The organism is Treponema saccharophilum DSM 2985, assembly GCF_000255555.1.
GTDB lineage: Bacteria > Spirochaetota > Spirochaetia > Treponematales > Treponemataceae > Treponema_D > Treponema_D saccharophilum.
On record NZ_AGRW01000047.1, the window covers coordinates 25,413 to 47,321 of the forward strand.

Genomic DNA, 21,909 nt, shown 5'->3' on the forward strand with positions numbered 1-21,909 from the left:
AGCATTTTTCGCTCAGAAAAAGATATAGGCGCCCGCCACCGCAAGAAGGGATGCGAGCTCCGAGATTTGGACGAACGCGCCGGCCGTGTCTCCCGTTATCCCGCCGAAATGATGCCTCGACCCGAAATAGTAGAGGACGAAAACGGCGATTTGCGCGGCTGTCGCGGCTGTCGCGGGAAGCCCGAGCGCGATTGATGAAAGGAGCGAGTGCAGCGCGAACCAAATGCCGCACCACGCCGCGGTGAATCTTTTCGCGCTCGCGTCGGCAAACGTGCGCAAAAGCCCGCTGTTTTTTGCGATGGGGAACGTCGATACGGCAAACGCGCTCAGGAGTCGGCTCGACACGAACATCGGGGCGAGCGGAAAAAAATGCTGCAGCATCTGCCATTGGTTCTCGAATTTTCTTCCGCCGTCGATGACATCGCCGAAAATCCTGCATGAAAGGGCATATTGCGCGAGAAAATAAAGCGCGCACGAGACGACCGCGAACGAGCCGCAGTGCGGGTCCTTCATTATATCAAGCTTGCGCTCCCTTTCCGCGCGGCTTCCGACGGCGTCGCAGGTGTCCATGAACCCGTCGATGTGGATTTTTCCCGTGATGATTACGGGGATGAGGACGAACCCGAGCGCCGCGATTTCCTTTCCGATGTTCTTCAGAAGGACTGTTTGCGCGAAGACGACGAATGCCGCCCATGATGCCGCCGCGATTCCGATGACGGCCCCGACAAGCGGGAAGGCGCAGAGCATGTAGCGCATGTTCCGCTCGTTCCAGCCGACGCGGGGCATCGGGATTGCGGAGAACATGCTGAATGATATGATGAGCGATTTGAGGAAAACCATGCGCGGGAGAGTATACCACGCGCGCATTTTTTTTCCACGGGGAGCGCAAAAAAAAGCCCCAGAACCGCTTCCGCTTCGGAGCTGCAGTTCCGTGCAGGCTGTTTTGGGGCGTGTCTGTTTCGGAATCGTTCCGTGCGCGATTCGCGCTAGAAGGTGAGGACTCCGAGGCTCTTGAGGAACAGGATGATGAGAAGAACCGGCGCAAGGAATTTCACCATGAACACGTAGAGGTTCTTTCTCGCGAAGGATTCTCCGTTCCGCGTAATCTCGTCGAGCATCGACTTCGGCTTGATAATCCATCCGACGAGGATGCACGTTCCGATTGAGACGACCGGCATGAGGATGTTGTTGCTGATGTAGTCCATCACGTCGAGAATCTGCGCCGTCGCCCCGTTCGGGAGGGCAAGCTCGAAATACAGCTTGTTGTATCCGAGGCAGACGATGACGCCGAGCACGAGCGCGAGGACTCCTTCGATGACGACGGATCGCCTCCGCGAAATCTTGAATTCGTCCATGAAGCTCGAGACAACCGCCTCAAGGATTGAGATTGAGCTTGTGAGCGCGGCGAAGAAGACCATGACAAAGAAAACGGCCCCGATGATATTCCCGATGAATCCCATCTGCGAGAAAATTTTCGGCATCGCGACGAACATGAGGCCCGGGCCTGACGCGCCGATTCCCTCTTTCCCCATGAAGACGAAGACTGTCGGGATTATCATGACGCCCGCGAGTATTGCGACCGCGGTGTCGAAAATCTCGATTCTGTTTATCGATTTCACGAGGTTCGATTTGTTCGGGACGTATGAGCCGTATGCAATCATGATTCCCATCGCGACGCTCAGGCTGTAGAAAAGCTGCCCCATCGCGTCCATGAGCGTAATCATGAATTTGTTCGCCGTGATTCCGGTCAGGTCGGGGATGACGAATATTTTGAGGCCGTCAAGCCCCGTGCGGAGCGTTCCGTCGTCAGCCGTCCTGCTCATCGTCAGCGCGAAAACCGATATTCCGATGACGAGCACGACGAGAACCGGCATAAGGATTTTTGAGAGCGCCTCGATTCCCTTCTTGACCCCGCGGTAGATTATGAAGCAGGAAAGGAAGAGGAAGATGACCGTGAAGACGATGGGGGAGTACGGCGCCGTGATGAACGACGTGAAATAGCCGTCGCCGGCTGCAGCGGCACCTTTTCCGGTGAGGAAGACGAGCGCGTATTTGAGCACCCATCCGCCGATTACGCAGTAATAGGGGAGAATGAGCATCGGGATTATGCACGCGACTTTGCCGAGCCAGCCCCATTTCTTGTGGAGCTCCCTGTACGCGGTGAGGGGGCTCTGCTTTGTCTTTCGCCCTATGGCGACTTCAGTCGTGAGAAGGGCAAATCCGAACGTGACGGCAAGGACGAGGTACATTACGAGAAAGAGGCCTCCGCCGTCTTTTGCTGCGAGGTACGGGAACCTCCAGATGTTTCCGAGTCCGACGGCGCTTCCTGCAGCTGCCAGAACGAACCCGAAAGATGTTGAGAATGTGTTTCTGTTTTTTGAACTCATGATTGCCGATTCTAGCACAAAACCGTCGTGCGCGTCAGCACGATGTTTCTATAAACAGAAACAAAATCAGTTCGTGTTTTTTATGGCGGTCAGTATGTCGCCGTACTGGCTCCCGTACTTCTGATAAAGGGGCGTCATCGCGTTTTGGAATTCCGCCTGCACCTCGGGCGACGGCTTTATTATCTCGTTCCCGTTGTTCCGCACAATCTGCTCGCTCGCCCTCTCCTGTTCAAGCCACTTCTGGATTTCGAACTGCTGCGTTTCCTTCGCGCATTTCCTGATTATCGCGATGTCGTCGGGCGAGACTCGCGTCAATGCTTTTTTCGACGCGAGGAGGATTTCGGGGATGCGCGTGTGGGAGTCGAGGAGATAGCAGGGCGCGGAAAGATAGTCGCCGCTGCTCTGGTACGTCGGAAGATTGTTCTCCGCGCCGTCAATAAGTCCTTCCTCAATCGCGGCCCTAACATGCGACATCCCGATTCCTGTGACCGGAGTCGCGCCGAGCGCCTTGCACATGTCGGACTGCATGCTGCCGTTCTGCACGCGGATTCTTTTTCCGGCAAGGTCTTTCGGGGAGCGCACGGTGCCATTCATGTAGAAATTCCGCGCGCCGCCGTCGTAATAGCACAACCCTATCAGCCCCGTCGGCGACTGCTCGATTTCGGAAAGAATGTCCTGCCCGATTTTTCCGTTGAGTACGTTCCACATGTGCTCCTGTGAGCGGTAGATATACGGAAGCATTATCGCGTTTATTTTCGGGACGTATTCTGCGACGGGGGCGGCGGACACGCGGGTGAAGGCGAGGTCGCCCAGTTTGAGCGCCGCTATGGAGTCGATTTCGTTTTCCGCAAGCGCGCCTCCAGTCCGTACCTCGATTCTGACGCGGCCCTCCGTCTTCTCATCGACGAGGCGCGCGAATTCCTCGTCGGCAAGGGCTGTCGGGTATCCGCGCGAGTGGACCTCGGAAAGCCTGAGCGTTATGGGGCGCTTTGATATTGAGCTCGTGTTCCTCGCACAGGAACATATGAGCGACGATGACAGGGCGATTGCGGAAATCAGTGCCCTGATGTGTATGGTGCGATTCATAATTCCTCTCCTTTGTATTATGAAAAATGCAGATTGCGCTTTGTTTGGTCTACCGAAATTCGGATACGGCAAAAAAAATACTATGCCTGAAAAACAAATCAAGCATAGTATACTCGGTGAACAAGTTATATAATCTGAAATATGTCGGGCTGTCGTGATTTTCCGGAATGGAAAAATGGTTTCGTGCGACGCGCCTGACGTCCCGCGCTTATTCCGTCCTGAACCTGTCTATCTGCTCTCCGATTTTCACGATCGCGCGCGTCACGTCCGATGATACGCCCGACAGAGCGTTCCCCGTGTCGCTTATCTTCCGCGCGCCTGACGCCATTTCGTTCATGCTCGACTGCATCGTCTTCGTCGAGTCCTGGAGCGACGACATTTCGTCCATGATGCTTCCGTTCTTCTGGAACATTTCTTTTGACGCGCTCAGGACTTCGATTGTGCCGTCGTTCATTTTCTGCAGCGCGATTCCGATTTGGCGGGACCCCTCCCGCTGCTCCTCCATCGCGCATTTTATCTGCATGACGAGGGAGTCCGTCTCCTTGATGTGGGCCGCGACCGAGCCGAACGCCTTGTTCGCCTCGGTTGACGAGGCGACGACCTCACCGATTGACGAGCGTATTTTCTTGAGCTGCTCTCCGATAGAGCGGGACTGCGCCGAGGACGTTTCGGAAAGCTTCCTGATTTCGTCCGCGACGACGGAGAATCCCCGTCCCGCCATGCCCGCGTGGGCCGCCTCGATTGCCGCGTTCATCGCAAGCAGGTTCGTCTCCGATGCGATTGACGATATCGCCGCGTTCGCCTCCTTGAGCATCTCCGACTGCGCCTCAATCTGGAGAATCCTGCTGTTGACGTCCTTCTGCTTGTCGAATCCCGTCTGTATGTTCGTGTTGAGGAGCGAGAACGATTCCGCCATCTTGTCTACGGAATCCGTGACGGAAACGATGTTCCCAATCATCTCCTCCATGGAAGACGATGCCTGCGTGACGCCTGCGACCTGGTTCTCCACGAGCCCGTCAAGGTTGGAGATGTGCCCGGATATTTCCTTTACGGCGTCTGTCGCGTGGTTGACGCTCTCGCTCTGGGTGCGGATGCTGTCGTGCACGCTGTCGATGTTCGAGATTATCTCCTTGATTGCGTTCGCGGTGTCCTCCGTTCCCGCCTGCAGGTGCTCGCCAGACTCACCGAGCTCGGATTTCGTCTTCTTCACGTCCGCCATTATCTGCTGGAGCTTGTCGAGGAACGCGTCGAACCCGATTATGAGGTCGCCGATTTCGTCCCTGACGAAAAGCTGGCAGCGCTTCGTCAGGTCGGCATCCCCGCTTTCGAGTTCCATGAGGAATGCCGTCACGTTCGCGATTCGCCACATGAGCCATTTGACGAATTTGTAGCTTGAGAATGCGAGTATGAGGACGAGGAGGGCGGCGAGCGGCGCGACTATCGCTATCGTGTGGTTCCTTATTTCCTCGACGACCTTGATTCCGCGCGCGATGAACGCCATTCCCGTTATGTCGCCGTTGCTCGATTCGAGCGGGAAGTAGACGGACATGTACTCGTCGCCGTTTATGACGTTGTTCCCGTGGAATTCCGAGCCGTCCTTGAGGACTGCCTGTATAATCTCGGGGTTGTCGATTTTTGTGCCGACGTAATCCGTCCCGAGCGAAGTCGAGACGCGCGTCATTCCCTCGAATATCGTGCAGACCGCGGTATACGAGTCGCGGATTTGCTCAACGAGGTCGCCGTTCACGAGCGAGTACGCCGCCACGACCGTGCCCGTGATGGAGCCGTTTGAGCGCACCGGGGACGCCGCTATTATCGAGTAGCCGTGGTCGCCGACGCGCGCATATGCGTATCCCGCCGTCCCCCTGAGCGAGCTCTGCACCGCGCTGATTTCGCGCAGGTTCGTCTTTTCCTCGATTCCCTCGCCGGCTATGACGACGCCGTTCGCGTCCGTCGCCGCAAGCACCTCGACGTTGAGCGTTCCGTTCGCCCAGTTGAGAATAGTCCGCGTTCCGCCCGCGTTCGATTCCACGATGTATTTCACCAAATCGGGCCTGTTCGACAGGAGCGCGACGTCGGATTCGAGCGTGTCGCGCCAGTCGCGCAGCGTCATATCGAATCCGCGCGCGAAATTCACCAGGTCATTGTCGGTCGATTCCCTGACACCGGCATTGAAGATGTGCAACTCAAACACAGCGACGCTTATGACGCCGATGATGACCGAGCCGATAATCATCGATATGAGTTTCGTCGTTATCTGCACGTTCCTGCGTGCGTTTTTTTCAAATCTGTTCAGCTCTTTTTTTTGTTTTGACATGATTCTTTCCTAAATGCCTTTTTTAACTTTGATATTGTATACTATTTATTATACAGCAATATAGACGCACTTTCTTGGATAAAAATTACAACTTTTTTTTACAAAATATCATTTCTTTTTAAGAAATCGTCGTAAATTTGAGTTTTTAGAGAAAAAAATGGAATAACCCGTCCATTTCGGTTATTTGCGCTGGCTTTCCAGCCGCTCGAAAATGTCGCGCATCCGCTCCTTGAGGGGCGATTTCGCCGAGAACGCGAAGAGGAAATTGCCCTTTTCCTTGAGCTCCTCATTCCGTCTGCACAGCTCGCTCTTGAGGTTCTCGTAGTGGACGGCGATTTCCTTCTCGCGGGCGAATTCGCGGATTTTTGCGGAGAGGTTGAAGGTGTAGCAGAGGTCGAGCGTCATCACGCCGTAGAAATACCCCACGACAAGGCAGAACGAAAGGTGGTTCGTGAACCAGTAGAGCCAGTCGAGGATTGCCGGATGTATGAGGAAATAGTAGAGCGCGCTCAGCACCATCCAGTAGAACGAGTACTGCGGGCAGATTATCCCCTTGATGTTCCCCCTGTTCCTGCTGTAGTCCCAGAGTTTTATGTGCATTCCAGTGATGAAAATCAAGCCGGCGACGTATTCGACGGCAGTGATGCAGGCTGCCATGAGCGCGAAGAGAAAGAGCTTCCTGAGCCAGGCGCCTTCTATGAACGAAACGTCTATCATCGACAAGACGAAAAGCAGGCAGAGGCTCAGCCCGTAGAGCGGGAGGTACGGCCCCGTGAGGAAGCCGGGGTTTATCCATTTGTGCGCGGGGTTGTTCCTGGAGAAGAACTTCCGCCAGAACACTTCGAGTCCCCAGCCGATGAGGCTGCCTGTGAAAAAAAGGAAAGTCAATACGAGAAAAAGATTCATGCGTGAACGGTATTGAATATCGTCCGGAGCGTCAAGTTTTATATTCCGCAATACATCCCGCGCGCCCATCCGTACGTGCTCAGGTATGGGTCTGGCTTTATCGGCGATTTTGAAGACCACACTTCCTCCATGTGCCCGTCTCCGTTCACGACGCCTATCTTTGAGTTCCGGTAGAGGTGCTGGTTCGAGCCGTCTATCGTCACGTTCCCGCACGGCGTCTCCGCGGAAAGCCCCTTCGCCGCAATCCTCACCGCCTCGACGTCGAACGTCCCCGCTTTCTCGCACGCCTTCGCCCACAAATGCACGGCTATGTACCCCGACGCTATCGGGTCGCTCGTGACGCGCTCCTCGCCGTACGCCTTCCTGTATTTCTCCGCGAACGATTTTCCGTCGTCCTCGCCATCGAAGTAGCCCCATGAGACGAACGCGCCCCTCGTGTTTTCCGTGCCGATTGCCGCGATTTCACTCTCCGCGACGGAAAAGTTCATCGTCGGGATTGTCAGCGGGGTGGTGTTTCCGCCGGAGATGCGCCTGAAAAAATGGATGTTCGAGTCGCCGTTCATCGTGTTTATTATCACGTCCGGCGAGAGGCTCCGTATTTCCTCGACGATTCCCGAAAAATCGGTCTGCCCGAGCGGGACGTATTTCTCCATGACGCATGAGCCGCCGAGGCTGTCAAGCTGCGCCTTTATTATCTTGTTCACCGCCTTCGGGAAAACGTAGTCGCTTCCGATAAGGGCCATCCGCTTCCCGAACCTTTTGGCGCAGTAGTCGATTGCGGGAATGACCTGCTGGTTCGGGGTCGCGCCCATGTACATTATGTTCGGGCTTGCCTCAAGCCCCTCGTACTGCACAGGATACCACAAAAGCCCGTACAGCTCCTCGAATACCGGCTTCACCGCCTTCCGCGCCGCCGACGTCCAGCAGCCGAACACCGCCGCCACTTCGTCCTTCTGCAGCAGCTTCCGCGCCTTCTCCGCGAACACGGACGGCGAGCTCTGCCCGTCCTCCTCGACGACTTTTATCTTCTTCCCGAGTACGCCGCCGGCTTCGTTTATTTCCTTTATTGCGAGCATCTCCGCATCCCTGACGGCGCGCTCGCTCATCGCCATGGTGCCGGTAATGGAATGGAGTATGCCGACCTTGACGCTTCCGCCGGATTTCGTTTTCGCGCATCCGATAAATGCCATAGCGGCGATTGCGGCGGCACATGCCCCGGCTATCCTCTTCTTGTTCATTGTTCCTCCATCAGCTCAGACAATCTCGTATGTAGTCATCAGCCCCTTTCCCTTTATGTCGCACTCTATTGGCGGGCTGAACCTGATTCCGCTTCCTTCGAGATGCGCGTATACGGACGGGGAGACGCGTATCGAATTCGTGTTCGCGGCCGTCTCCATGCGGCTTGCGACGTTGACCGTGTCGCCCCACACGTCGTAGATGAATTTCGTCTTTCCGATGACGCCTGCCGTCGCGGGGCCGCAGTTCATCCCTATACGGATGCTGAATTTTATGCGCGCCGTCTTGTTGTACTCCTCGATGTCCTCGAGCATCCCCTTCGCGAATTGCGCCATTATGAGCGCGTGGTCCTTGCGCGGCGTGGGGATTCCGCTCGCCGCCATGTAGGCGTCGCCGATTGTCTTTATCTTTTCGATTCCGCATTTCCGCGCGCGCTCGTCGAAACGGCTGAATATGTCGTTGAGCGCGTCCACGATGTCGTCCGCGCTCCATCCGCTTGAAGTCTTCGTGAATCCGACGATGTCGGAGAAGAGAATCGTGACGTCCTTGAAATTCTCGCCTATCGAGCGTATTCCGTCCTTCAGCTCGTCGGCAATCTTGTCGGGGAGGATTGCCCTTATCAGCATGTCGGACTTCTCCTTCTCAAGCTGCAGCTCGCTCGTGCGCTGCCTGACCATCTTCTCGAGCCGTATGTTCTCAAGTTTCATGCGCCGCTGCTTCGTGTAAACTACTGCGGCGCCGCTTCCGATTGTCGTGACGAATATGACAATCCAGAAAATCGGCATCTGGTAGAAATGCGGTTTCTGCACGAAAAGCACCGCCTTCGCCTGCTCGGAGACGAACCCGTCGCCGTTTATCGCGTTCACGAGGAAATTGTGCTTGCCCGGGCTGAGGTTCGTGTACGAGAGCGTGCGCATCGGGCTCGGCGCGCTGAACTCGTCCTCGAAGTGCGTGAGCTTGTGCGTGAACTGTATTCTCTCCGGCGCGTCGAAGCTCAGGCCGGTGAATTTTATCTCGATTCGTTTCGTCCCCGGCTTGAGGATTATCGAGTCCTCGAGGTTCGTGTACGTCGTATTGTCCACAGTCACGCTCTCAATCTGCACGAGCGGCATGACCGGGTTTTTCGTCACCCGCACCGGGTCGTAGACGGCGATTCCGTCGACCATCGTGAACCAGAGCCTGCCGTGCCTGTCGACTATGCTTCTCGCCGTCGATGTCGGGCCGTCCGAGTCGAGCCCGTCGTTCCGGTTGTAGTATTTTGCCGAGACCTTCTCTTTCTTTCCCGCCGCGACGTCGAGGAAATCCTCCATGGGCGCGGATGCGATTCCGTGGTTGCTCGTGTACCAGAGGTTTGCCGACTCCGGGAGAATCTGGAAGACCGAGTCCGTCCCGAGCCCGTTCTCCGAGCAGATGTTCCCGAAAACGGGCTTTCCTGACTGTTCCGGGTTGAAATTCATAATCCGCGACACGCCGATTCCCGTGCATATCCAGTACGAGCCGTCCGCGTCCTGCGTCATCTTGAAAATGACGTTTCCGGCAAGCCCGTCCTCCGAGTCGATGTGGCCGAGAATCCGCTCGTCCTTCATAAGGTAGATTCCGTTTCCGTCCGTTCCTATCCATATGACGCCGTTCGAGTCCTGGAGGAGCGCCATGATGTACTCGTTCTCGAGGCCGTCCGCCTTCCTGAAATTCCGTATCGAGCCGTCCTTCCGTATGATGCTCAGTCCTGTCGTCGTCCCGGCGTACACGTCGCCGTTCGCCGCCTCTATCGCGACCCTGACCTTGTTCCCGACAAGACCGTCGTCCGTCGTCCACGAGCGCATTCCGTCCTTCCCGTACCGTATCAGCGCGGGCTTCGTATAGCAGCAGATTAGGAGGTCGTCGTTTCGCGTGCGGTGGATGTCGCGAATCCTGATTCCCTTCGTCGCCGCGACAAGCTCGTTCTCCTTGAACGATTCGCCGTCGTAGAACATCATGCCGCTGTCCGTCCCCGCCCAGATTGCCCCCGATTTGTCCTCCGAGAGCGAATTCACCGTCACGCCGAGCCTGTGCATCTTGAATTTCCCGTGGGTGAGCTTTCCGATTCCGTTCCTGTCCGTCGCGAGCCAGATGTTCCCCTCGCGGTCGCTGATGATTTTGTTGATTGTGGCGGAGCCGAGGATGTCGTCCTTGTACTCGAAGTATTCGCCGCCGTCCTGAACGACGACGCCTTTTTCCGTGCCGAACCAGATTGTTCCCTGCGCCGTCGCGCACATCGTCATCGTCGGGACGCGGTCGATTATCGTCCCCGATTTTATCCGCTCGACGACGCCGTTGTTCATCGTGACGATTCCGTTCTCCGCAAGCGCGAGGTAGAATTTCCCCTTCAGGTCCTGCGTTATCGCGGTGACGAAGTAGCTACCGAACGGCTCAAGCTCGGGCCGCATCCGGAAAAGCCCGTCGCTGAAAAGAAAAAGCCCTCTCTCGTTCGCGGTCAAAAGCCAGATTCGCCCCGCCGTGTCGCAGTAAAGCGCGCGCGCGATTATTCCCTGCGCCGTCGCCCCCGACTCGAACTGCGGCGTCATCATGTGCCCGTCCGGCGTAACGTACACGACGCCTGCTGCAGTCCCCACCCAGATGTTGCCCGACTTGTCCTCGACGAGCGCGCGCACGGAGTTGTTCGGAAGCCCGTTTTTCGTCGTGAACGTCCTGTTTCCGTTTCGGGACAGCTGCTGAAGCCCCTCGTCGTTCGAGCCTATCCAGATGTCGCCTTTTGAATCCTGGATGACGTTCCGCACCGACACGAACGAAAGCCCGTTGTCCTTCGTCTTCTTGAACGTGTTGAATTCGACGCCGTCGAACCTGACAAGCCCCTCGTATGTTCCTATGTTTATGAAACCGTCTTTCGTCTGAATGATGTCCGTCGCCGTCGTTCCCGTAAGCCCGCCGAACGCCCCCCACGTCTGCGAGACGTAGTTGTCGAAAAAGGAATCCTGCGCGGGCGTTGCGGCGCAGACTATGATTGAGCTGAATATCGCGATGAGTGTAGCAAGCACTTTTTTCATGTCTCCCATTATCCGGCTAAAACGGCTTTTTTTCAAATAAATTTTAAGAGTCCTTCCGGAACGCGTTTTTTCATATATTTTTGTCTGTAAAATCCAAATTTTAGCTTTTTTGAACTTTTTCGATGGATGCGTCATTTTGTTCAAAAAATTGATATTTTTCGGCTATTGAGTGATAAATAATTCAGCCATTAGTGAAAAACAAGGAGGAAGTCATGAAAAAAATCACCAGAAAAATAGCGCTTGCGCTTGTGGCGGCAGGATTCGCTTTTGCCTTTTCGTCGTGCAGCGACGGCAGCGACGAAGAGCCCGTTGCAGAAAACCCTAAGAGCAATGTCGAGGATTCCGTTGACGGAAACGAGATTACATTCAACGTGAATGCGGCATCCACAAATGCGGAAAAAACAGTTCTTCTCATAAAATACGACAGGAGCGCCGCCGGCGCGGACGAGCTTGTCAAAATCGAGAACGCGGAAATCACGGTCACGAAGAACGGGACTGCGCTCAAGACAATCGGCAAGATTGAATTCGCGCTCGACGAATACGGCTCGTCATTCTCGGGGAAAAACGGAAAGATAACAGACAGCAGCGACATGAAGGAATACAAGGCGAAGATTTCCATCGGCGCGACAGTTGCAAGCGGGGACAAAATCACCGTGAAGATTGAGAAGGGAAAGATTACGGGAGCCGGAGCCGAAAAAGTGAAGTTCTCGGATATTCTCGTCGCGCTCGTTGATATCGACCCGTCTGCCGACTACTACAAGGAACTTTGCGCTAATACCGAAGAATACAAGCCGCTCGTCTCTGAAAAGCCCGCGAACGAGGAACCGAAAAACGAGGAACCGAAAAACGAGGAACCGAAAAACGAGGAACCGAAAAGCGAGGAACCGAAATCAGAGGAACCGAAATCAGAGGAAGCCCCGGCGGCGAACGAGATGGTTTTCAATGTGACGGAGGCTTCGACAAATAATGATAACACCGTCCTCCTCATCAAATACGACAGGAGCGCCGCCGGCGCGGAGGAGCTTGTCACAGTCGAGAACGCGGAAATCACGGTCACGAAGAACGGGACTGCTCTCAAGACAATCGACAAAATTGAATTCGCGCTCGACGAATACGGCTCGTCATTCTCCGGAAAGACCGGGCAGCTCACCGATACGAGCGACAGGAAAGAATACAAGGCGAAGATTTCCATCGGCGCGACAGTCGCTGCGGGCGATGTCATAAAAGTCACGTTCGTGAAGGGCGATATAACAGGAGCGGGGTCTTCAAAAATCAAGGCTTCCGACATTCAGGTGGCGCTCGTTGATGTTGCTGAGGCTGCCGGCTGGTACAAGGAGCTTTGCGAGAACGAATACAAGCCAATCGTTTTCGGGCAGAACTAGCGATGGAAAACCCGTAAAAACGGGCAGCAACCAAGAAAATCAACCTCCACGCCGTGGGTCTGACGCCTGCGGCGTTTCGGGGTATGTTGAGAGGATTAAGGAAAGAATGAAAGCAAGAGGAATTGCAGGAACGGTCTTCGCGCTGTCGCTTGTGGCATCGGGCGCGCTTGCCGGAGCGCAGGGAAAGCCCTCCGCCTACACGGAAAAAGACGTCGTGTGGGTTGAGGATTTCAATGGAAAGAAAATCAACAAGAAGGACTGGAATTTCGAGTTCCACGAGCCGGGCTGGGTCAACGCGGAGCTCCAGAGCTACGACGACTCAAAGGAGAACACGTACCTCAAGGACGGCTGCCTCGTAATCCAGGCAATCAAGAAGGACGGCAAGGACGGAAAGAGCGCGTACACGTCGGGACGCATCAACACGCAGGGAAAGCACGCGTTCAAGTACGGAAGATTCGAGTCGCGCCTCCGCGTGCCGAAGGGGAAGGGATTCCTCCCCGCGTTCTGGATGATGCCGGACGACGAAAGCTACTACGGGCAGTGGCCGAAATGCGGCGAGATTGACATCATGGAGGTTCTCGGCGACGACATCTCCAAGCTTTACGGGACGATACACTTCGGCGAGCCTCACGGAATGGTTCAGGGAACGCATACTTTGAACGAGGGAAATTTCTCCGACGAATTCCACACGTTCGCCGTCGAATGGGAGCCGGGCGAGATACGCTGGTACTGCGACGGAGTGAACTACAAGACGGCGAACGACTGGTTCACCAAAAGACCGGGATTCGGCGAGCAGACATATCCGGCGCCGTTCGACCAGCCCTTCTACGTTATCCTCAACGTCGCTGTCGGCGGCTCGTGGGTCGGCTATCCCGACGAGACGACAGATTTCGACCCCGCTAAGGACGACGCGAAGATGTACGTCGATTACGTGAAAGTCTACCAGAAAAAATCGTACGACGAGAACGTCGAGCGCCCCGAGCGCGCCCCTGTCGTCGCTGTCGTCGATTCGACGGGAAATATGCTCAAGCAGAATGCCGGAAGCTGGGAATTCCTCACGGCGGGCGGCGGAAAAGGCTCCGTCAAGGGCGACGGGAAATCGCACGACATCATCACCGACGAGGCGGGAAGCCTTGAGTATTCGATTCAGTATGTCCAGCCGCATGTCGCCCTCAACAAGGGATGCACCTACCGCTATTCGTTCGACGCGAGCGCTGACGAGACAAGGACGATAATCACGGGCATTTCCGCGCCGAACAGCAGCTACGCGAGACGGTTCGGAGACGTGAAGGTCGAGCTTACGCCGCAGAACCGCCACTTCAGCTTCGACTTCACGATGGACGCCGAGGACGATTCGGAGTGCCGCCTCGAGTACAACTGCGGCGCGCAGGGCTCGAAGGCTGCCGTCCACATCTCGAACGTTCGTCTTGAGAAAATCAAGGACGCGGCGCCGCTGACAGGACGGCAGAGCCTCCCCGACGGAAACTACATCGAGAACGGCCAGTTCCAGGAAGGGAAGGGAAGGCTCGGCGGATGGGCTTCCGTCAACAATGCGGGCGCGAAAATCTCCGTGACGGGCGGACGCGCGAGGATGCTTTCCGTCGCCTCCCCGGCAAAAACGGCCGCTGACGGCGTTAAGCTCGTCCAGAAAGGCATCCCCCTCGTGCGCGGGAAGAACTACGTCGTGAAATTCGACGCGGCGCTTGACGCATCGACGGCAAAGAAGGCGGAAATCGCCGTGAAATGCGGCTCGTTCGAGCGCACGGCAGCGCTCAAGGGCGTGAAGAAGGACAAGAAGAGCGGCGAGGCGCAGCTTGCCCACTTCGAGTGGACATACACGCCCGAGGAAACTGCGGATGCGGATTTCGAGCTTCTTCTCGGAACTGACAAAGGAACGGTTTTCGTCGACAACGTAGTCATCAAGGAGAACTGCGTCCTGCACAACGGCTCGTTCGAGTCCGGAAAGAGCGGCTGGGAGCTGTACGCGAACGAAAGCTCGTCGGCGTCGTTCGACGTGGTGAAGAAGGACGGAATCCCGAGCGCCGCCGTCTCGATTTCAGAGACGGGGCCGATGGACTGGATGATTCAGCTCAAGCAGACGGGACGCCTTCTTGAGAAAGAAAAAACGTACACGATGAAGCTTTCCGCCGAGTGCGACATCGAGCGCTCGATAATGCTCGCGATGCAGCGCGACGGCGCGAAGGACGACGACTGGTTCCCGTATTCGGGCACGCAGGTGTTCAAGGTCGGGCCGGGGCGCAAGGATTACAGCTGGAAATTCACCATGCCGCGCGCGACCGACGAGAACGTCATCTTCACGATTTCGATGGGAGCGGTCGCGGGAAAGAAAATCTCGTCGAACCACACGGTTTCGATAAGCGCGATTTCCGTGGAGGAAGTTGCGGAATGATTTCCGCGTGACAGCGCACCTTTGCAATTATCCCCCCGCAGTGTCTTTCGCCGCGGGGGGATTTTTCTTTGTCCTGTCCGGATTTTGGCGGGTGCGTGTTTTTCTCCGGGTGCCGTTCGGGACATGTGCTTCATCTCCGTCTTGCAGCCTGAGATGCCGGAACAAGCTTTCTTGCGGAAGCCGCCGGCATGGAAAACGCTGCGCCGACCGTTTTCTTCCATACGTAAGCGATTTTCTGCGCGCCCTTTTTCGTCGCCATTCGCTCCCCGAGCGGGAAAACGAAAGTCAGACGCCTGCCGGCCGCTTTTGGCACTGCTTGTGCGACAGCTCAAGGAAGCCGAAATTGATGAGCATGAAAAAGAGGATGTACCACGGCATTATCCAGATTCCGACAATCTGTTGCAGCTGCCCGAAAACCATCGGCATGAAAGTCGTCCCGACATACGCCGATGCCATCTGCAGTCCGATTGCCGACGCGCTGTATTTCTTCCCGAACTTTGCCGGCGCCATGTGCTGGATTCCAGGATAGACGGGCCCCATTCCGCACCCGATTGTCACGAATCCGACCGCGGCAAGGACGTAGTTGTCGGGCGAGGCGAGCACGAGGAGAATCCCGACGAATTCGACAAGGATTCCGAATCTGATGAGCTTCTTGTCGCCGAGCTTGTTCGACACAAGTCCCGATACTATTCGACCAAGCATGAGACCGCCGAAGATGAGCGAGGCGAACGACGCGACAATCTCCTTCGAAAGACCTTCCTTCGTGCCCGCAAAGTAGCTTGAGGTCCACAAAAAGCATGTCGCCTCGCCCGCGCAGTAGCCGAAGAAAGAGATGAGCGTCGAGAGTACGCCCGGGGCTTTTAACGTCTGCCTGATTCCTTTCGAACCCGAATCGTCTTCTTTTTGGCTTTTCTCGTTTTTCGACCACAGCGAGAACGAGACGATTACGACAAGGAGAATCAGCGCCTGCATGTATGATGTCCATCTGTAGCCCTCGTTCCATTGCGCGTGCTTGAGGGCTGCCGCCATGATGTTCGGGCTGATTACGGCTCCGACCCCGTAAAAGCAGTGCAGGAAATTCATCACCGAACCTGAATAATTGCTCGCGACGTAGTGGTTCACCGCCGCGTCGATTGCGCCCGCTCCGAAACCATACGGGACAGCGAACAGGAAAAGCATGAAATACGCGCTTGAGAACGAGAATCCGAGCAGTCCGAGCACGGTGAGCGAGATGGAAACAGCCACAATCCATTTCGTGTGCACTTTCTGAATGAGCTTCGGGCTGAGCAATGCCGAGATAATCGTCATGAACGCAATCGTCATCGAGACGTAGCCGGCATACGACGAGGGTACGCCGAACGCTTTGTGCATGGTCGGCCACCCCGCACCCAAAAGCGAGTCCGGAAGGCCGAGGCTGACAAATATGAGGTAGATGACGGCAAGAAGCAGTGAAGCCATATAATTCTCCTTTGTGTAGCAGAGCTGTTCTGAAACCGAGGTTTCCGAACAGGTTTAGTAAAAATCGCATTCTGAATTTGCGTTGGCCAGATGCTCAACCGCGCTTTCCTTGCGAAAGCCGTTCGGCATGACGGCGGAATCTCAGCCCATTTTCCTTTCGTGTTCCAAAATCCATCCGATTGCTTTTGCCATCCGATTCTCGCAGTCGGCAAAATGATTTCCGGCGTTGAGCTCGAACTGAACGGCGATTCCGTTTCCTTTCAGAATCCCAAAAAGGCGCTCGGCGTTTTCCTGCACTGTGGCGAGCGTTTTGTTCCTCGCCTTCGATTCCGCATCTCCGAGCGAAAGGTACACCGCGTCGGGTTTTCTGCGGAACGATTGGCTTTGCGCGAAATCCAAAAAGCGCGGGAACCACAACGACGCAGAAGCGGTTGCGATTCTTGAAAAGAGGCCGCTCTTGTATGAAGCGTAAAGCGCGAAAAGCCCCCCGAGAGAATAGCCGGCGATTGCGGTGTAAGAAGGCGTTGCGCGGAGTCTTTCCATGATTGCGGGAATGATTTTTGAAGAAAGCAGGGCGAGGTATTCGTCTGCCTTTCCGGAAAACGGCTCGCCGTTTCTGTAAATCGGCGGATTTTCCCACGGTGTCATATCAGCGTTCCAGCCGAGATTCGAGATTGCGGCGAGCGTGAACGGCTTTGCGCCGAGAAGCGCGCACTCCCTGAAAACGCGCTCGCCCTCGCCCGAATAGGTGTTCAGGATGACGAGCGGGCTTCCCTCATTGTCCGTCCCGAACAAACCGATTTTCTTTCCGCCGATTTCAAAAGATTCCGCCATGATTCCGTCCATTCCTCCGCTTGCGCCTGAAATACTAGCCGCAAGCGGAGGAAGCGTAAAGCGTCCGGCATCGCATTCGTGCAAAGCCGGACGCGGGCTTGCGTTTTTTGTCAGAGTTTCATGCAGAAAAACGACAGCATGTTTTTTTTTGACTGTCCCACGGCAGTCATTTTTCAGGAATACAGTTTCTCCAAGTCGAGCTTGAAATCCGACTCTGTGTAGTAATAGCCCTTCCGGAAAAAATCGTATTCGATGGGAGCGGAGAGCCTGTCCCGCATGAATGCCAAATCGCGGCTGATTGTTGCCAGGGACAGTCTTGAGGAATCAAGCCTCCGTTTGCAGGCATCCAGAAGGTCGTTCGTGTTGGGATAGCCGCCCGCTTTTATCTGTTTGTGGATTATCACGAGCCGCTCGATTTTGAAATTCGTCATGCGCGAATTGTTCGTTTCCGTTTCAGGCGTGTCCTTGCAGATGATTTCCCTGCCGTCCCTGTGGAAGACGGAGCAGGCGAAGAACGCCATCTCCCCGCATTTGAGCTCGGCCGAATTGCCCTCGTAGCGGACTTCCTGCAGCGACTCGCAGCAGTGGAAGGCGAGGTTTCGGATTTCCTTCACGCTCGACGGAATCACGACTTTCCTGATTCTCTCGTAGTTTTCGGGCCAGACTAGCTCGTAGAAAACGCCGCCGGAAATCGTCCTGGCTCCGTCGGGAATCCGCATCGACGCTTGCGTGCAGTCTGAGCGGTAGAGCACGCTCCTGTGGATTTTGTTCATCATGAAGCCGTCGACGATTTCGTACGCGTCGCTCTTGAGCAGCGTCTCCGTGAGCTTCCTCTTCCTCTTCGCGAACATTTCAGGCGTCTCCTCCCCGAAGCTCGTGAAGTTTATCCGCTTGATGTTCTTCCCCACGTGGATTTCCTTCAGGCTGTCGAGCGACCTGAGGTTCCCAATCCGCTCGGCGTGTTCTGGAATCCAGAGTTCCTGGAGGGAAGGGCATTGCTCGAAGTGCACCTCGAAATCGCTCATCTCCATCGGGAACTGGATTTCCTTGAGCGCATTGCAGTAGTGGAACGCCAGCGGGGAGATTCTCCTGACGGAAGAGGGGACGACGATTTTCTCAATCGTGCTGTCCGGCTCTATGTCGTCGGCGAAGACGTAGCTGTCGATTTTCTCGACCCCGTCTGGAATTACGACTGTCGAGTCGTGCCCCTTGTACCGCCTGAGCGTCTGCATGTCCTTCTTTTCTATGCGGTCTTTCTGTTTTGTTATGATGAAATCGGATGTCGCGTCCGGCATCGGTGTCCTCCTTTTTGCTTGTATTTTTGCACATTTGCTTTTTCCCTGTAAGTCGGAACTTGATTTTACGTCATTCCGAACTTGATTCGGAATCTCACATCAATGGCACGGTACCGTCAGAGCAGACGACTTCGGTTGCGGGGACGCTTCCATAGGTCAAGTTTGCGCCATCTGCAATACGAGCATTCCACTCTGCTACCGTTCCTGCAAAAGTTATGCTCTCAAGATTGCTGCAGAGCTTGAACATACCGTCATAAAATTTTATACGTGTGGTGAGAATGGTTACGCTTTTGAGATTCTTGCAAGTTGCAAATAGGTTAAAAGTATTTGTATTCGAGCTTACACTTTTCGGGATAGTGATGCTGGTGAAACTTACGCAACCAGCAAACGCTCCCTTTCCAATTACTATCACGCCATCCGGTATTGTAATATTTTCAAGTTTATTGCATCCATTGAATGCAAAATCTCCAATCGTTTTTAGTTTTTCAGGCATAGAGATGCTTCTGAGATTTTTACAATACTTAAACGATTCGGCTCCGATAGAAGTCACGCCGCTCGGAATTTCGAAGTTCGTGATGCTTGAGCAATCGGAAAACGCAGAACTTTTGATAGAAGTCACGTTGCTCGCTATTTTGATGCTCGTAATGTTCTCGTAACTAGGAAAATATTCTTTGATAGGAGTAGCGCAATTCGGTATTACAATGTTCGTGAGGCTTGAGCAACCAGAAAACGCAGAACTTTTGATAGAAGTCACGCTGTCCGGTATTTCGATGCTCGTAAGGCTTGAGCACCCCTTGAACGCAAACTCTTCGATAGAAGTCACGCTGTCCGGTATTTCGATGCTCGTGAGACTTGAACATCCAGAAAACGTACCGTCTCTGATTGAAGTAACACCGTCCGGTATTTCAATGCTCGTAAGACTTGAACATCCAGAAAACGAGCAACCGTATCTATTTCCGATAGAAGTCACGCTGTCCGGTATTACGATACTCGTGAGGCTTGAGCACCCCTCGAACGCATAGTCTCCGATAAAAGTTACGCCGTCCGGTATTTCAATGCTTGTGAGTCTTGAGCACCCCTTGAACGCACTGTATCCGATAGAAGTCACACCGTCCGGTATTACGATACTCGTGAGGCTTGAGCACCCCTCGAACGCATAGTTTTCGATGCTTGTCAGTCCTGTCGTGTCGGACAAGTCAAGGGCGATTCCAAAGGACTTTGCTTTAATGGCAGTTCCAATCTCTTTGATTCTGTCGTTTGTTATTTCACCTGAGACGAAAACGGTGTCGCTTTTTTGCATCGCGCTTATTTTGTCTGTGACATCGGCTGCTGTGGCGTGGATTTCCCACTTTGCGTACAGTTTTACGTCTTCCGTTATTTCGCTTTCAAAGTCGAACGGATTTTCAGAGAGAGTTTCGCCTCCGTCGGAAGAAGTGTACCAGCCCATGAGGTCGTAGGGGTAGTTCTCAGGATTTTCCGGCTTCACGGCTTTTTTTGTGTAGCCGACTGTCTGGGAGACGACTTCTCCTGCGCCTTTCGTGTCGAAACTCACGGTAGAAAAAATGGTTGTCTCCCACCTCGCGTACAGCGTCTTCGCTCCGCTTTCTCCCTTCGCAATCGTCTCCACTTTGTTACCGTCCGTTTCCGCATCGTACCAGCCTGCGAACGCGAAGCCCGTAATGTTCTCCAAATCCAAGAGAGCGATGTCCTCCTCTCCCGTGTAGATTTCCGAGTTCGGGTTCTCTCTTTCCCTCAGATTCTCGTAGCTGATTATGTAGCCCCACGCGGCGTACAAGGTCGTGTCGGATGCGATTTCGTACGCCTTGCAGCCTTTGCCGTCCGCGCCGATGAATTTCTCTCCCTTCGCGTACTCTTCCGTGTAGAAGCCGCCGAAACTGCTGTTCGCCATTGAAGGAACGCTCTCAAGGTCGCCGATGTTCTCTCCGAACGTGACGCTCACTTGGCTTTCCTCGCCGTTGTTGCTGAGCGTGACGGTGTATGTGTTCGCAGTCCACTTCGCCGTAAGAGTTGTGTCCTTCGTAATCGGCGTGGAAAAGTCGAACGCGTTTTCTCCGTCGTACCACGCCGAGAACGTGTAGCCGGTCTTTGTCGGCTTGCTCGGTTCCGTGGCGGTCTTCCCGCTTTCGACGGTCTGCGATTCTATTGTGGTTTCGCTGTTTGATTCGAAGCTCAACGTGTGGTAGACTATTTCCGGCACAGTAGTCGTTTCCGTTGTGTCGTTCTGGCACCCCATAACCGCGAAAATCGCCGTCAACAGAAAAATCAATGCGCTTTTTTTCATAGATGTTCTCCTTTTGTTGTGTTTTGTGGATGCAGTATAGGCATCTCAGTATGTCATTACGTGACAGACTGGAACGGATTTTTGGAAAAATTGAAAATAAGACTCATCCAATCAGTTCCATCAAATCCTCGGCGGAGAGCTTCCGCGCTTGCATGCCGTCGAAGATGCTCTTTGCGATTTCGCTTTTCTTTTTAGAATTTTTATTAAGCATAAAAAATGCGGACTTTGGGAGCAGTTTTGTTTTTTTTAATATTTTGCACGCAAAATCCGCATTTGAATTGCCACAAAAATTTAAGAATTTTTATGAACAGTTTTTTCGCATTCGTTGCAATTTTTAAAAGTGTAGTAGCATCCTCCTGACGCCGCTGTATATACCTTTTCTGGTATGAGTTCCACATTCCACGTCAATGTCAAAGTTTTCACAATAAAATCCTCCAATAATTAGCCATTGTCATTTTCACTTGCAGAGCCAGGACCACCGCCGCCCATGTTCGCCATAACGCAACAGCAGTTAAAGCAGCCAAAGCACTTAATGTTTTGCAGTTCGTTTTCCGCGACATTCCATGTTAAAACCATAATGTTTCCTCCATATCTATGATTTTGCATTTGCCATGTTTTGACTTTTTGAAAATCAAAACCCGACTATTCTAAAACCGCACTCTCACGTTTCGAGCACGAAGACTCCGTGCAGAAAAGTGCAGAGTTTTGGTTTGAACCCATTTTCTACGAACAAATCTTTCAGAAACGGAAACTGATAGTAGACCGTTATCTTCCGATTGTTCGATTCATAACTTTCAAGGATTTTTGAAATGACAACTTCCATTACTTCCTTTGAAAAAGGATTGCAAAGAAAGAAAAAATTGTAGTCGGCATAATTCTCAAAATCCCGCGCGTCGCAGTTGAAAAGATGAATGCGCGAGTCTCCGATTTTTTTTGCGTTCGTCTTTGCAGTTTCAAAAAGTTCCTTTGAATATTCAACTCCATCGATTGTCTTGAATTTGAACTTTCTTGCGTAATACAAAAAAAGACCTTTTCCGCAGCCGATGTCCAAAATCGAATCGTTTTCCGAGATTTTCAGTTTCCGCAAAATTCCGCCGACTGGATAACAGCCTTCATATCCGTTGAAAAGCGGATTTTTCTCTTTGAATCTTCCTTCAAAATCCAAGTCGAAAAATTTCTTCAAAAGACGCAGTTTGAGATTTTTTTTGTAGAATCGAATGTACATCATTGAATCCAAAAAATTCATTCTTTT

14 protein-coding genes are annotated in these 21,909 nt (G+C 53.8%); 2 read left to right on the forward strand and 12 right to left on the reverse strand.

What is annotated here, in order from left to right; all coding sequences use genetic code 11:
• Window positions 1-12: 12 nt before the first annotated feature.
• From TRESADRAFT_RS07490 to TRESADRAFT_RS07520, 7 genes are all read right to left on the reverse strand, one after another.
• Window positions 13-840, reverse strand: a complete 828-nt coding sequence (locus tag TRESADRAFT_RS07490; protein WP_040842616.1) for an adenosylcobinamide-GDP ribazoletransferase — start codon at window positions 838-840, stop codon at window positions 13-15.
• Window positions 841-986: 146 nt separating this feature from the next.
• Window positions 987-2,387, reverse strand: coding sequence for a sodium-dependent transporter (locus TRESADRAFT_RS07495; RefSeq protein ID WP_002704412.1), 1,401 nt, complete (start codon window positions 2,385-2,387; stop codon window positions 987-989).
• Between the two features lie 66 nt (window positions 2,388-2,453).
• Window positions 2,454-3,473 (reverse strand): TRAP transporter substrate-binding protein DctP, encoded by a 1,020-nt coding sequence (dctP, locus tag TRESADRAFT_RS07500; RefSeq protein WP_002704414.1) that lies wholly within the window; start codon window positions 3,471-3,473, stop codon window positions 2,454-2,456.
• A gap of 208 nt (window positions 3,474-3,681) precedes the next feature.
• Window positions 3,682-5,790, reverse strand: coding sequence for a methyl-accepting chemotaxis protein (locus TRESADRAFT_RS15130; RefSeq protein ID WP_002704416.1), 2,109 nt, complete (start codon window positions 5,788-5,790; stop codon window positions 3,682-3,684).
• Between the two features lie 180 nt (window positions 5,791-5,970).
• A complete protein-coding gene (locus TRESADRAFT_RS07510) occupies window positions 5,971-6,696 on the reverse strand; it encodes a putative ABC transporter permease (RefSeq protein ID WP_002704418.1) in 726 nt (241 codons plus the stop codon).
• 38 nt (window positions 6,697-6,734) lie between these two features.
• The gene (locus tag TRESADRAFT_RS07515; RefSeq protein WP_002704420.1) at window positions 6,735-7,934 is read right to left on the reverse strand and encodes an urea ABC transporter substrate-binding protein; all 1,200 of its coding nucleotides are present in this window, start codon (window positions 7,932-7,934) and stop codon (window positions 6,735-6,737) included.
• A 15-nt stretch (window positions 7,935-7,949) separates the two neighbouring features.
• Window positions 7,950-10,976, reverse strand: a complete 3,027-nt coding sequence (locus TRESADRAFT_RS07520) for an adenylate/guanylate cyclase domain-containing protein (protein ID WP_159100045.1) — start codon at window positions 10,974-10,976, stop codon at window positions 7,950-7,952.
• A 212-nt stretch (window positions 10,977-11,188) separates the two neighbouring features.
• On the opposite strand from TRESADRAFT_RS07520, the gene TRESADRAFT_RS16495 reads away from it, so the two are divergent.
• Both TRESADRAFT_RS16495 and TRESADRAFT_RS07530 read left to right on the forward strand, forming a co-directional pair.
• Window positions 11,189-12,358 carry a hypothetical protein gene (locus TRESADRAFT_RS16495; protein WP_002704424.1) on the forward strand — a complete coding sequence of 390 codons (1,170 nt, stop codon included), beginning with the start codon at window positions 11,189-11,191 and terminating at the stop codon, window positions 12,356-12,358.
• 106 nt (window positions 12,359-12,464) lie between these two features.
• Window positions 12,465-14,768 (forward strand): carbohydrate binding domain-containing protein, encoded by a 2,304-nt coding sequence (locus TRESADRAFT_RS07530; RefSeq protein WP_002704425.1) that lies wholly within the window; start codon window positions 12,465-12,467, stop codon window positions 14,766-14,768.
• Between the two features lie 285 nt (window positions 14,769-15,053).
• On the opposite strand, the gene TRESADRAFT_RS07535 is transcribed toward TRESADRAFT_RS07530, so the two are convergent.
• The 5 genes from TRESADRAFT_RS07535 to TRESADRAFT_RS07560 form a co-directional block, all read right to left on the reverse strand.
• Entirely contained in the window at window positions 15,054-16,226 is a 1,173-nt protein-coding gene (locus TRESADRAFT_RS07535; protein ID WP_002704426.1) for an MFS transporter, read from the reverse strand.
• 141 nt (window positions 16,227-16,367) lie between these two features.
• Window positions 16,368-17,072 (reverse strand): alpha/beta hydrolase, encoded by a 705-nt coding sequence (locus TRESADRAFT_RS07540; protein WP_217169687.1) that lies wholly within the window; start codon window positions 17,070-17,072, stop codon window positions 16,368-16,370.
• A 161-nt stretch (window positions 17,073-17,233) separates the two neighbouring features.
• Window positions 17,234-18,355, reverse strand: coding sequence for a leucine-rich repeat domain-containing protein (locus TRESADRAFT_RS07545; protein WP_002704428.1), 1,122 nt, complete (start codon window positions 18,353-18,355; stop codon window positions 17,234-17,236).
• 94 nt (window positions 18,356-18,449) lie between these two features.
• Window positions 18,450-20,657, reverse strand: coding sequence for a leucine-rich repeat protein (locus tag TRESADRAFT_RS15135; protein ID WP_002704429.1), 2,208 nt, complete (start codon window positions 20,655-20,657; stop codon window positions 18,450-18,452).
• A 661-nt stretch (window positions 20,658-21,318) separates the two neighbouring features.
• Window positions 21,319-21,903 carry an SAM-dependent methyltransferase gene (locus TRESADRAFT_RS07560; protein WP_002704431.1) on the reverse strand — a complete coding sequence of 195 codons (585 nt, stop codon included), beginning with the start codon at window positions 21,901-21,903 and terminating at the stop codon, window positions 21,319-21,321.
• Window positions 21,904-21,909: the final 6 nt, after the last annotated feature.